Below are 11,703 nucleotides of genomic sequence, written 5' to 3' on the forward strand. Positions count from 1 at the left end.
GAGCGGTCCGCAGCCAGGCGCCCCACAACGGGCCCACGCCAGGGGCGGAGCGGTCCGCAGCCAGGCGCCCCACAGCGGGCCCACGCCAGGGGCGGAGCGTCACCGGCCGGGCCGGGTGCGCGTCAGGCCGTACGCCCCATCGAGGGCTCGCCGCCCGGCCAGCCGCCGCCGGCCGGCTCACCGGACCAGCCCGGACCCGCGTCGGTCGCCCGGACGCGCGGCGCGCCCCCGGCGGGCCAGCCGGACTCCCCCGCCGCCCAGCCGCCGGGCTCCGCCACCCACCGGTCCGGCCGGGCCTCCGCCGGCAGTTCCGGCTCCGGCGGGTGCCGGAGCCGCGCCACCTCGTCGAACTCCCGCATGCCCGCGAGCAGGGCCGCCCGGCCCTCGGGGGTCATCCCGGTCAGGATCGCGGCCAGCCGCTGCCGGCGGTCGGCGCGCAGCTCGGCCAGGAGTCGTTCGGCCTCCGACGTCAGGTGCAGGGAGATCTCGCGCCGGTCCGAGCGGCCCGGCTCACGCTCCAGCATCCCCGCCGCCACCAGCCGGTCGCACAAGCGGCTGGCCGAGGAGAGCAGCATGTCCAGCAGCGTCGCCAGCCGGCGCAGGTTGATCCCGTCGTGCTGCTCGACCATCATCACCGCGCGCAGCTGCGCCCCGGAGAGCCGGCTGGTGGTCCGCTCGCGTGCCGCCTCGAAGACCGTGAGCAGGGCACCGGCCGCCGTTTCCAGGGCGGCGGCCATACTCGCTTCTGGTCCACGTGGACCGTGTTCTTCGGCCATGGTGGCCACGAGACTACCCGCGTCGGGGTTGACCGGCCCGTCCGAAACCAAGGAGAGACGATGAGCGGTGTGGAAGACCGGGTCCGCCGGGCGCTCGCCGACGCGCCCGCCGACCTGCTGGTCGACCACGTCACCGCGGAACTCGAGGCGTCGTACGCGATCACGGACGTCGAACTCCTTCAGGTCGACTACCGACTCTCGGCGCTGCTGCCGCTCACCGAGGGTGAACCGGTGACCGACCCGGGGCACCCCGCGTGGCGATGCTTCGACCACCAGGAGCCGGTCGTCGCCGGCGACGCCGGCTACCTGCCGGTCGGTATGCGGGGCGAGCGACGCGGGGTGCTGCGGGTGGCACCCGTACCGGACGATCCCGCCGCCGTCGGCGAGCTGCTCGGCGTCGCCACCGCCCTCGGCCACGAGCTGACCGCGGTGAACGACACCACCGACCGCTACCGGACCGCCCGGCGCAGCCGGCGGCTCACCCTGGCCGCCGAGATGCAGTGGGACCTGCTGCCCGGACGGAGCCGGGTACGCCCCTCGTTCAGCCTGGCCGGACAGCTCGAACCGGCGTACGCCGTGCGGGGCGACAGCTTCGACTGGTCCGACGACGGGCACCGGCTGTGGCTGTCGGTCATCAACGGCACGGGCGAGGGGGTCGCCGCCGCCATGCTGACCGCGCTGGCCACCCACGCCCTGCGCAACGCCCGGCGGGCCGGGATTCCCCTGGCCGACCAGGCCGCCCTCGCCGACCAGGCGGTGTACGCCGCGCACCGCGGCGCGCAGCACGTCTCGGCCCTGCTGCTGGAGCTGGACCTCGCCAGCGGGGTGACGACGGTGGTCGACGCCGGCTCGCCCCACCTGGTGCTGCTGCGCGGGGGACGGGTGGTCGAGCAGCCCCTGGAGGCGCAGTTCCCGCTCGGCATGTTCGACGGCACGGACTACCGCGGGCAGCGGTTCACGCTCCGCCGCGACGACCGGCTGTTCGTGGTCAGCGACGGCGTCGCCGAGGCGACCGGCGGGAACGTCCGGTACGGCGAGCACGCGCTGACCCGGTTCCTGCGCCGGACGGGGTCCATGGAGCCGTTGGAGGCGGTCCGGTCCCTGATCGGCGAGCTGCGGGCGTTCGTGGCCGGCGACCTGGTCGACGACGCGGTGGTCGTCTGCCTCGACTGGACCGGCCCCCAACCCTGACCGGGCCGCACCGGCCGCCCGCCCCCGCGCAGGCGAGGCGCCGCGGTCAGTACGCGCCCCGGCTGCGCACCACGGCGCCGAAGGTCTTCCACAGGATGGTCAGGTCGGCGGCGAGCGACCAGTTCTCCACGTAGTACAGGTCGAGCCGGATGCCGTCCTCCCAGCTCAGGTCGGACCGGCCGCTGACCTGCCACAGGCCGGTCATGCCGGGCTTGACCAGCAGCCGGCGGGCGACGTCGCCGTCGTAGCGGGCCACCTCGGAGGGCAGCGGCGGGCGCGGGCCGACCAGGCTCATCTGGCCCAGCAGCACGTTCACCAGCTGGGGCAGCTCGTCCAGCGACCACTTGCGCAGCACCCGGCCCACCCGGGTCACCCGCGGGTCGTCGCGCATCTTGAACATCAGGCCGTCGGTCTCGTTGCGGGCGGCCAGCTCGGCCAGCAGCGCGTCGGCGTTGACGACCATGGTGCGGAACTTGAACACGCCGAACTCCCGGCCGCCCTGACCGACCCGGGTCTGGCGGAACAGCACCGGCCCCCGGCTGTCGAGCTTGACGGCCAGCGCGATGGCCACCAGCAGCGGCAACGCCAGGGCCAGGGCCACCGACGCGACGGCCCGGTCGACGAAGCCCTTGACGAGCTTGCGGGCGCCCCGGAACTCGGGCGCCTCGACGTGGATGAGCGGCAGGCCGGCCACGGGCCGGGTGTGGATGCGGGGGCCGGCCACGTCGGTCAGCGCGGGCGCGACGACCAGGTCGACGCCGGTGCCCTCCAGCTGCCAGCCGAGCCGCCGCAGCCGGGTCGCGGTCAGCTCGCCGGAGGCCGTGACCGCCACCGTGTCCGCGCCGATCGCGGTGGCCGCCTCGGGGATGCCCCGGAACGACCCGACGACCGGCACGTCGCCCAGCCGCTGCGGCACCGGCGCCAGCAGCGCGTCCGGTATGCACGCGCCCACGACGTGGTAGCCGGCGTACGGCTCCCGGCGCAGCTGGTGCACCAGCTCCAGCACGTGCGCCGTGTCGCCGACGACCAGGACCCGGCGCGACCACCCGCGGCCCTGCGACCGGGCCCGGTGCAGCCGCTTGCGGGCCGCGAACCGGGCCACCTCCAGCCCCAGCGTGCCGACCGCGAACGAGATGGCCAGGAAACCCCGGGAGACGCCGACGTCGGCGATGTACCCGGCGATGGCGGTGCCGCCGGCGAGCCGGAGGCTGGCCGCGCTCACCCGCCGGTACTCCTCGGCACCATAGCCGAGCACCCGGTCGTCGTAGCAGCGCAGCACCCTCAGCGAGAGCAGCCAGGTGACCACCAGCGCGGGGGCCACGAGGACGTACGGGATCTCCGAGCCGACCGGCTCCTCGTCGCCGAAGCGGGTCACGTAGCCGACGAGCACCGCCACGGCCAGCACGGCCGTGTCCAGGACCACCAGCATGCGGACGTACGCCCGCTCGTCGACGCGGGCCAGCGGCCCCGGTCGATCAGCACCAGGCCGTGACGGCGTACTGGTGGGGGTCAACAGCGTCGCCGACGTCACCGGCCCTCCCCATCCTGCTGAGGACGGCCCCGGTCGATGGCCGGCCCTCTGAACGGAACCGGCGGCGCCGGAGCACCCCGACATCTTGTCCCAAGAACGTGTCCGCCGATCGTTTCGGACAGATTGCCGTCAGTTCCCTGGACCCGGCGTCCCGAGGGAATCCGTCCGCCGTGCCGGCTCCCCGGCGCGACGGGCTTTTGTCACTTCCAGTTACCGGTCGGCTCCGGCGGTGTGGCGGGCGCGGCCCCGACCAGCATCGGCGCGGGCGCCTCTCACGGCCGCACGCACGTCGGGCTGGGCACCGCGACGGGCTCGCCGACCGGCGTGGGGACGCCCGTGGCGGCGTCCACCCGGAGCACCCGGATCATGTCGGCGCGCTCGTCGGCGACGTAGAGGTGCTCCCCCGCCAGGGCGAAGTGCCGCGGCCACCCCCCGCCGGTCTCCACCTCGGCGACCAGCTCCGGCAGCTCGCCGTCGAGGGCGAACACCGACACCGTGCCGACGCCCCGGTTGGCCACGTAGAGGAATCGGCCGTCCGGCCCGACCGCGATCTCGGAGGGCTGGACGTGCCCGGCCCGGCCGCTGGCGTCCACCCTGCCCCGCTGGTGCAGCGCCCCGTCCGGGGTCAGGTCGTACGCGGTGACCGTGCCGTCCAGCTCGCCGACCACCCAGCAGCGCCGCCCGTCGGAGTGCCGGGCCAGGTGGCGCGGGCCGCTGCCGGCCACGGCGCGTACCCGAGGCGCCCGGGGCACCAGCCGGCCGGACGGCGCGTCGAGGTCGTACCGGTACACCGAGTCGGTGCCGAGGTCGACGGCGAACAGCGGCCCGGCGTCCGGTGCCGGGTCGACCATGTGGGCGTGCGCCCGGCCCTGGCGCTCCGGGTCGGGCCCGCGCCCCTCGTGCACCACCAGGTCGCTGCGGTCCCCCGGGACGCCCTCCGGGTCGAGCGGGAGGACCGTCACGCTCCCACCGCCGTAGTTCGCGACGACGAGGTGCCCGCCGTCCGGGGTGACCGCCAGGTGGCAGGGCTCCGCACCGCCCGTGGCCCGTACGCCCAGCGGGGTCAGGGCGCCGTCCGGCCCGACCCGGAACGCGCTGACCTGCCCCTCGGGCAGCTCGTTGACGGCGTACAGGACCGGCAGCGCGGGGTGCCGGGCCAGGAAGGACGGCGACGGGGTGACCGCCACGGTGCCGAGCGGAGTCAGCGCGCCGGTCGCCGGGTCGCGCCGGGCGGCGACGATGCCCTCGCCCCGCCCGCCGCTGGCCGCCGTGTACCCCCCGATGTGGACGATCGCCTGCTGCCCGGTCACCCGAACCACCTTTCGCCGGTCTTCCGTCGATCCAACCAGAGGTGTACCCGCCAGCCGGCCCGCCAGCCGTGATTCCGCCGGATCCGCCGGGCGGCGGCCGGGCCGGCGGCCCCCGGGTCGCGCCCCGCCGTGGCGGGACGCGACCTCCCGGCCCGGGCGACGTCGCGGGGCGGCTCAGGCCGCCGGCACCGGCTCGCCGCGCTGCCGGGCGACGTGCTCCACCAGGGAGATCAGCACCAGCTTGCAGGACTGGCGGTCCCGGGCGTCGCAGAACACCAGCGGCACGTCCGGGTCCAGGTCGAGGGCGTTGCGTACGGCGTCCAGGCTGAACCGCCGGCTGCCGTCGAAGCAGTTGACCCCGACCACGAACGGGATGCCCCGCTGCTCGAAGTAGTCGATGGACGGGAAGCAGTCCGCCAGGCGCCGGGTGTCGGCGAGCACCACCGCCCCGAGCGCGCCGAAGGCCAACTCGTCCCAGAGGAACCAGAACCGGTCCTGCCCGGGGGTGCCGAACAGGTAGACCTGTAGGTCCTCGTTGATGGTGATCCGGCCGAAGTCCATCGCCACGGTCGTGGTGGACTTCCCCTCCACACCGGAGACGTCGTCGATGTCGATACCGGCCCCGGTGAGGACCTCCTCGGTCTGCAGTGGCCGGACCTCACTCAACGCGCTCACCAGTGTCGTCTTGCCCGCGCCGAAGCCCCCGGCGATGAGGATCTTCAGTGCCAGCGGGATCCGCGGCCCGGATCCGTCACGGTCATAGCGCACGGAGTCCATTGACCACCGCCTTGAGGATGTTGTCGTCGGGTAGGAACGCGGCGCCCGCCTGCCGCTGGTGCACGGTGACCAGGCCGCGGGCGAGCAGGTCGCCGACCAGCACCCGGACCACGCACACGGCGAGGTCCAGCTCGACGGCCAACTCGGCGACCGGGACCGGCCGCCGGGTCAGCTCGACCAGGCGCCGATGCTCCGGGTGCAGTTGCGGGTGGGCGGACGGGTCGGCGCCCCGGGCCGCCAGCACGAACGCCACCAGGTCGAGCCCGACCGTCGGCCGGACGCGGCCGCCGGTCAGGGTGTACGGGCGGACCACCGGGCCCGCGTCGGCGTCCAGCCACTCGTGCTGTCGTGCCGGGAACTCAGCCCGCATCGCGGGCACCCGCCCGGGTCCGGGGCGGGGCCGTGAGGTACTCGCCCACCCTGATCACCAGCCTCGCCATCTCGTACGCCACCAGGCCGATGTCGGCATCGGCCTCGCAGACCGCCGCCAGGCAGGCGCCCTTCCCGGCCGCGGTGACGAACAGGTACGCGGACTCCATCTCCACCACCGTCTGCCGGACGCCACCTCCGGCGACGTGGCGGCTGGCGCCCTTGGCCAGGCTGGAGAAGCCGGAGGCCAGGGCACAGAGGTGCTCGGCGTCGGCGCGGTCCAGGCCGGCGGAGGAGCCGAGCGGCAGCCCGTCCGCCGACAGCACCACCGCCTGGCGGGCAGCCGGCACCCGTCCCACCAGGTCGTCGAGCAACCAGTCGAGATCCACGTTCGGCTTTGTCGTCTGCACCACTAGGCGTCCCTCTCAGTTGCGGTCGGGGATTGCGGCAGCGCCGCCGGAGCGGGCGGCGCGGCGGGAGCGGGCGGCGCGGCGGGAGCGGGCGGCGCGGCGGGAGCGGCGCTGGCCCCGGGCGCGGCGGGCACGCTGGCGGGGCGAACGGGGCCGGCGGACACCGGACCGGGCGGCTGGGACGCCGGCACAGGCGGCACAGGCACGGCACCGTCGGCGGACGCCGACACGGGCGGCACTGGCACGGCGCCGTCGCGCCGGCCGCGGGCCGTGCCGGCCTGCAGCGCGGACATCAGGCGCCGGGCCTCCTCGGGGGCGCGCGGCGCCGGGGCGTCGGGGTCGGCCGGTCGGGGATGCACGGCGGGACCGCGCTGGCGCACCCGGCGGGGCAGGCCGTCACCGCCGGCGGTCGGATCCGCCGGCACGGAGCGGCTGGGCACCAGCGGCAGCACCGCCGTCTCGGCGTCCCCGCGCTCGCGGGTGGTCCGGCCGGCGGCCCGGCTCCGGGGCACGGCGCTGAGCCGGGTCACCTTGGCCATCCGCCGGCTGTCGGCCGAGCCCTCGGGTCCGAGGTCGGGCGACGGCTCGGCGGTCACCAGGTCGGCCGGGACCAGCACCACCGCGGTGGTCCCGTTCGGCACGGCGCGGCGCAGCCGCACCCGGACGCCGTGTCGGTCGGCGAGCCGGGCCACCACGAACAGCCCGAGCCGGGCGCTGTCGGCCGGATCGAACTCCGGCGGGGTGGCCAGGCGCTCGTTGGCCTCCTCGATCGCCGGGTCGGACAGGCCCAGCCCCCGGTCGGTGATCTCCACGGCGTACCCGTTGGGCAGGCGCTGGCCCCGGACGGTGACGCGGGTGCCGGGCGGGGAGAACGCGGTGGCGTTCTCGATCAGCTCGGCGAGCAGGTGGATGATGTCGCCGACCGCCGGACCGACCGTGGCCGCGGGCTGCACCTCGACGACGTCGACCCGGTCGTAGGACTCGACCTCGGAGATCGCGCCCCGGATCACGTCGAGCATGGCGACGGGGTTGCGCCAGCCCCGGCCGGCCGCGGCGCCGGCGAGGATGACCAGGTCCTCGGCGTGCCGGCGCAGCCGCGTGGCCAGGTGGTCCACCTGGAACAGCTCGGCCAGGTCGTCCGGATCCTCGGTACGCCGCTCCATCTTGTCCAGCAGGGCGAGCTGCCGGTGCACCAGCCCCTGGCTGCGCCGGGCGATGTTGAGGAAGACCTCGTTGAGCCCGCGCCGGAGGGTGACCTCGTCGACGGCGGCCCGGACGGCGGTGCGGCGGACCTCGTTGAAGGCGTGCCCCACCTGGCCGATCTCGTCGCGCCCGTACTCCAGCGGAGGCGCCTCCCGGGCCACGTCGACCTCCTCGCCGCGACGCAGCCGGGCGACCACGTCCGGCAGCCGGTGCTCGGCCATCTCCAGCGCGGCGGTGCGCACCCCGGACAGCCGCTCGGCCAGCGACCGGCCCCCTCGCAGCGCCACGAGGACCGACACCACCACGGCGGCCAGCCCGAGCACGCCGGCGGCGCCGAGTCGGGCGAGGATGCCGACGGCCACGGGGACGCTCCGTTCGGCCAGCCCGTCGAACTGGGCCAGCTCGAAGTCGCGCAGGTCGCGCTGGACGGCGCCCTGGCTGGCCTGCCAGGCGCCGGCGTCCACCGCGGGTGGCTCGGCGGGGTCGGCCCGGACCAGCGCGTCCTGGAGGGCGCGCAGCCGGACGAAGTCCTCGCCCTCGGCCAGCCGCTGGTACGCGCTCCGGGCTGCGGCCGGCAGGTCGGCCACCGCCGTGTCGGTCAGGAAACGCTGGTTGCCGATGGTCTGCACGAGCTGGGCGTGCTCGCCCTCGGCGTAGCGCCCACTGGCCAGCACGCCGGCGAGCAACGCGTCCGCCCGCGTGAGCAGTTCCCGCGACCGGCCGATAGCGGTCAACGCCCGGGCCTGCCGGTTGACATCGTGGTCGGGCAGGTTGGCCATCGCGGCGAACGTGTGGAAGGCCGCGTCGATCATCCCGCTGTACAGCCCGATCGCTCCGGCCCGGTCGACCTGACGACCGTCGACGAACCCCCGGCCGGCGGGCAGCGCGTCCAGCTCACCGAGCAGGTGGTCGACGCGGCTGTCGAGCAGGTCGTCGGCCGCGTCGCGCAGCCGCTCGCCGGCGACCCGGTGCCGCAGCTCGGCGAGCGCCCGGTCGGTGCGCTGCCGCTGCTCGCTCAGGGCCGGCAGCTCGTCGTTGCCGGCGAGCTGCTGCACGGTGAGCAGGCGCTCCCGTTGCAGCTCGACGACGACGGCTTCGCCCGGCCGGCCGAGGTCGTAGAACAGCGTGCGGGCGGAGAGCAGGTCCAGGGCGGGACCGAAGGTGAGCGTGGTCGCGAAGATCCAGAGCGCCAGCAGCGCGCTCACCGGGGCGACGACCAGCGCGGTCAGCTTCGAGCGGATCGGCCAGTCGCGGGTGTTCATCAGACCTCGCCCGGAAGGTGTGGCAGTGGATGGCGCCGCACCGGCCGGGCATCGCCCCGCCATGGTTGACGGGGCACCGGCACGGGCGCCTTGGGCAGGATACGTAATCAACGCCCGTTCCGGTACCGGCCTCTCGCCGGGCGCGCTCGCCCCGGCACGCTCCGCTGTGGAGGCGCCGGACGCGGACACGCGGCAATCCCGACGGCCTTCCGTCGGCAACCCCGACACCTTTCCTGGAACGAGTCAAGTCTTTGCTCCGGCCGGACCTGCGTCCTGGTCATCGGGGCCGGGGTGGCCGACGGGGAACAAGCCGGGCGGGACCACGCGCGGCGCCGCCGGGCGGGAAAGACCAGGAAAGTCGCCCGGATCGGGATTGGCCATCCGTGTCGGGAGGGAATACCGGGTGACGAAGGAGGAGCCATGTCGCCCACGCAGGTAGTCGTCATCGTCCTGGTCGTGCTCGCGGTGCTCGCGGCGCTGGCCGTCGTCGGCCGGCAGGCCGCCCGCCGCCGCGCGCTGCGCGCCCGGTTCGGGCCCGAGTACGACCGGGTGGTCGCGGAGCGCGACAGCCGCGCGGCCGCCGAGCGGGAGCTGCGGGACCGGGAACGCCGCCACGCCGAGCTGACCCTCACCCCGCTCACCCCCGAGTCCCGGGCGCGATACGCCGCGGCCTGGGAGGAGCTTCAGGTCCGTTTCGTCGACTCCCCGGCGGAGACGCTGCGCGACGCCGACGAGCTGGTCAGCCGGCTCATCGCGGAACGCGGCTATCCCATCGGTGACTTCGACGACCAGATCGCCCGGCTCTCCGTCGAACACGCCCGGACGCTCTCGCACTACCGGGACGCGCACGAGATCCGGCTGCGCGACGAGCGGGGCGAGGCCGGCACCGAGGGCCTGCGCCAGGCCCTCGTCCACTACCGGGAACTCTTCGCCGACCTGCTCGGCACGGCTCCGGTGGGCCCCACCCCGCAGCAGCGCCAGCCCCACGCCACGCCCGCCGACCGACCGGACGCGGATGCGGTGAGCACCACGCCGCGACAGCGCGAGCCGGAGCGGCACCAGCCCGAACAGCACCAGCAGGACGCCGCGCCCGCCGACCGACCGCACGACGTCACGAGCCGTTGAGGGGAGCCATGATGCGCCAGGATCAGCAGCAGGTGACCAGCGACCACCCGGAGGCCGTCCGGTCGGCGCCGGTGCCCGGCGGCCAGCCGCCCACCCACCAGGGCCGCGACGCCGAGGGCCGGGCCGACGTGCCCGAGGACGTGCTCGACGAGCGGGGCACCTTCGACGACCCGGCCGGGACCGGCGAGCGGGCCGACAGCCGACCGGCCGGGCAGCGCCCCGACGCGGACGCCGACGGGAAGCCCGAGTTCCACCAGCCGGCGCCGCTGCCGACCGCCTTCGGCGCCACCAGCGTGGGTGACGCGGTGGCGGCGTCGGCGATGGCGAGTGGCCGCCCGGAGGACGAGCGGGACCCGCGGGGCGAGGAGATGGCCCGGCCGGGCGACGGGGCGCCGGGGCGGACCGACGCGTTCGACGACGCTCGGGCCGACCCGACGGCGGCGGACCGACTGCACGACCCGGCCCGCTGGTCGGCCGGCACCCCCACCGCCGCCCGGCACGACCGGCCCGGCGCGGCCAGCCGGGCCGGCGAGACGAGCGAGACCGGCCGGATCAGCGGGTCGGGCCGGATCAGCGGGTCGGGCCGGGCCGGCGGGGCCGGAGGGACGGAGGGGGCCGACCGCGACCCGCGCGCCGCCGCGGCGGCCGGCGCCGCCGGGTACGGCAGCGCCGCCCCCACCATGGTGGACCCGGACACCACGGCCCCGGACGCCTCGGCCGCTGCCGGTGCGGGCCTGGTCGGCGCGGCGGGGGCCGGCGCGGCTGGCGTCGCGGCGGCGGCGCGGCCCACCGGCCGCGCGGTGCCGGACGACGCCGCCACCCTGTTCGAGCCGGCCGCCGCCCAGGGGTTCCGGGATCGCTGGCGCGATGTCCAGCTCCGCTTCGTCGACGACCCGAAGGCCGCCGCCGCCGAGGCCCAGTCGCTGGTCGAGGAGGCCATCCAGGCGCTTGCCGACGCGCTCGCGGAGCAGAAGAACCGGCTCGGTGACTGGCAGCGCGCCGGCGCCGACGACACCGAGCAGCTCCGGGTGGCCGTACGCCGCTACCGGGACTTCCTGGACCGGGTGCTCGGCCGCTGACGCCCGGCGCGGGACGCCCCGACCCGACCGGTCGGGGCGTCCGCCGGGTTCAGGCACACGCGGGCCGTTGGTAAGCCGTGTCACAGGCCGGTGGGCATCGCCGGGATCCGGGCCGCCGGCATGCGCGGGGGCCCGCGGGGTACGCCGGTGGGATCAGGAGCACCTGGGACAGGAGGGCAGCACCATGACCGATCGTGACCCGAACGCCGCGCGGCCGCTGGAGGAGCGCCCCGAGGTGGCCGCGGCGGTGGACGACGAGACGACGGTGCCGCAGCTCATGACCGACGGCGGGCCCGACCGGGACACCCCGTCCTTCGCGGAGCCCCGGGAACGGCCGGCCGACGCCGGAAGGACCGAGGACCAGCTCGGTGCCCCGTTCGGGGCCGGCACGGGCGCCGCCGGGCCCACCATCCGCACCGGCGCCGAGCAGCCGTGGGACCCCGAGGACCTGGTGGCGGCACGGGGCCAGGATCTGACCCCGGAGAACATCGAGCGGGCCCGCCGGGACCTGGCCGAGCTGGGGCGGGCGGCGGTGGAGCGCACGGTGCCCTGACCCGGGTCACCACGGCCCTGCCGGGCGGTAGCCCTGGCCCGGGTCACCACGGCCCTGCCGGGCGGTAGCCCTGGCCCGACCGGTCATCGGTCGGGCCAGGGCTTTTGACATGGGAGC

General features: G+C 76.1%; 11 protein-coding genes. 4 read left to right on the forward strand and 7 right to left on the reverse strand.

Annotated elements, in window-relative coordinates:
- Positions 1-122: 122 nt before the first annotated feature.
- Entirely contained in the window at positions 123-737 is a 615-nt protein-coding gene (locus ACGFIZ_RS08285) for a MarR family winged helix-turn-helix transcriptional regulator (RefSeq protein WP_393417061.1), read from the reverse strand.
- A 99-nt stretch (positions 738-836) separates the two neighbouring features.
- Between ACGFIZ_RS08285 and ACGFIZ_RS08290 the strand changes: the two genes are divergently transcribed.
- Entirely contained in the window at positions 837-1,967 is a 1,131-nt protein-coding gene (locus tag ACGFIZ_RS08290) for a PP2C family protein-serine/threonine phosphatase (RefSeq protein WP_393417063.1), read from the forward strand.
- Positions 1,968-2,013: 46 nt separating this feature from the next.
- Here the strand turns inward: ACGFIZ_RS08290 and ACGFIZ_RS08295 are convergent, their stop codons facing one another.
- The 6 genes from ACGFIZ_RS08295 to ACGFIZ_RS08320 all read right to left on the reverse strand — a co-directional run bounded on the left by ACGFIZ_RS08295 (position 2,014) and on the right by ACGFIZ_RS08320 (position 8,829).
- Positions 2,014-3,498 (reverse strand): sugar transferase, encoded by a 1,485-nt coding sequence (locus tag ACGFIZ_RS08295; RefSeq protein ID WP_393417065.1) that lies wholly within the window; start codon positions 3,496-3,498, stop codon positions 2,014-2,016.
- 272 nt (positions 3,499-3,770) lie between these two features.
- Positions 3,771-4,808 (reverse strand): lactonase family protein, encoded by a 1,038-nt coding sequence (locus ACGFIZ_RS08300; protein ID WP_393417067.1) that lies wholly within the window; start codon positions 4,806-4,808, stop codon positions 3,771-3,773.
- A 174-nt stretch (positions 4,809-4,982) separates the two neighbouring features.
- Complete coding sequence (locus tag ACGFIZ_RS08305) at positions 4,983-5,585, reverse strand: ATP/GTP-binding protein (RefSeq protein ID WP_347667479.1); 603 nt, start codon at positions 5,583-5,585, stop codon at positions 4,983-4,985.
- Positions 5,566-5,955 (reverse strand): DUF742 domain-containing protein, encoded by a 390-nt coding sequence (locus ACGFIZ_RS08310; RefSeq protein WP_393417069.1) that lies wholly within the window; start codon positions 5,953-5,955, stop codon positions 5,566-5,568. The genes ACGFIZ_RS08305 and ACGFIZ_RS08310 overlap by 20 nt, the downstream gene beginning before the upstream one ends.
- Positions 5,945-6,367, reverse strand: coding sequence for a roadblock/LC7 domain-containing protein (locus tag ACGFIZ_RS08315; protein ID WP_393417071.1), 423 nt, complete (start codon positions 6,365-6,367; stop codon positions 5,945-5,947). The genes ACGFIZ_RS08310 and ACGFIZ_RS08315 overlap by 11 nt, the downstream gene beginning before the upstream one ends.
- Positions 6,367-8,829, reverse strand: coding sequence for a nitrate- and nitrite sensing domain-containing protein (locus tag ACGFIZ_RS08320; RefSeq protein WP_393417073.1), 2,463 nt, complete (start codon positions 8,827-8,829; stop codon positions 6,367-6,369). The genes ACGFIZ_RS08315 and ACGFIZ_RS08320 overlap by 1 nt, the downstream gene beginning before the upstream one ends.
- A 420-nt stretch (positions 8,830-9,249) precedes the next feature.
- On the opposite strand from ACGFIZ_RS08320, the gene ACGFIZ_RS08325 reads away from it, so the two are divergent.
- From ACGFIZ_RS08325 to ACGFIZ_RS08335, 3 genes are all read left to right on the forward strand, one after another.
- Complete coding sequence (locus tag ACGFIZ_RS08325) at positions 9,250-9,954, forward strand: hypothetical protein (protein WP_393417075.1); 705 nt, start codon at positions 9,250-9,252, stop codon at positions 9,952-9,954.
- 8 nt (positions 9,955-9,962) lie between these two features.
- A complete protein-coding gene (locus ACGFIZ_RS08330) occupies positions 9,963-11,033 on the forward strand; it encodes a hypothetical protein (protein WP_393417077.1) in 1,071 nt (356 codons plus the stop codon).
- A 184-nt stretch (positions 11,034-11,217) separates the two neighbouring features.
- Complete coding sequence (locus ACGFIZ_RS08335) at positions 11,218-11,586, forward strand: hypothetical protein (protein WP_347667485.1); 369 nt, start codon at positions 11,218-11,220, stop codon at positions 11,584-11,586.
- Positions 11,587-11,703: the final 117 nt, after the last annotated feature.

This window comes from Micromonospora sp. NPDC048830 (genome assembly GCF_043198215.1).
Lineage (GTDB): Bacteria > Actinomycetota > Actinomycetes > Mycobacteriales > Micromonosporaceae > Micromonospora.

Coding starts and splice junctions, on each gene's coding strand:
- ACGFIZ_RS08310 (WP_393417069.1), bottom strand. CDS start 5,955: ATGCGGGCTGAGTTCCCGGCACGACAGCACGAGTGGCTGGACGCCGAC.
- ACGFIZ_RS08290 (WP_393417063.1), top strand. CDS start 837: ATGAGCGGTGTGGAAGACCGGGTCCGCCGGGCGCTCGCCGACGCGCCC.
- ACGFIZ_RS08335 (WP_347667485.1), top strand. CDS start 11,218: ATGACCGATCGTGACCCGAACGCCGCGCGGCCGCTGGAGGAGCGCCCC.
- ACGFIZ_RS08320 (WP_393417073.1), bottom strand. CDS start 8,829: ATGAACACCCGCGACTGGCCGATCCGCTCGAAGCTGACCGCGCTGGTC.
- ACGFIZ_RS08285 (WP_393417061.1), bottom strand. CDS start 737: ATGGCCGCCGCCCTGGAAACGGCGGCCGGTGCCCTGCTCACGGTCTTC.
- ACGFIZ_RS08325 (WP_393417075.1), top strand. CDS start 9,250: ATGTCGCCCACGCAGGTAGTCGTCATCGTCCTGGTCGTGCTCGCGGTG.
- ACGFIZ_RS08330 (WP_393417077.1), top strand. CDS start 9,963: ATGATGCGCCAGGATCAGCAGCAGGTGACCAGCGACCACCCGGAGGCC.
- ACGFIZ_RS08305 (WP_347667479.1), bottom strand. CDS start 5,585: ATGGACTCCGTGCGCTATGACCGTGACGGATCCGGGCCGCGGATCCCG.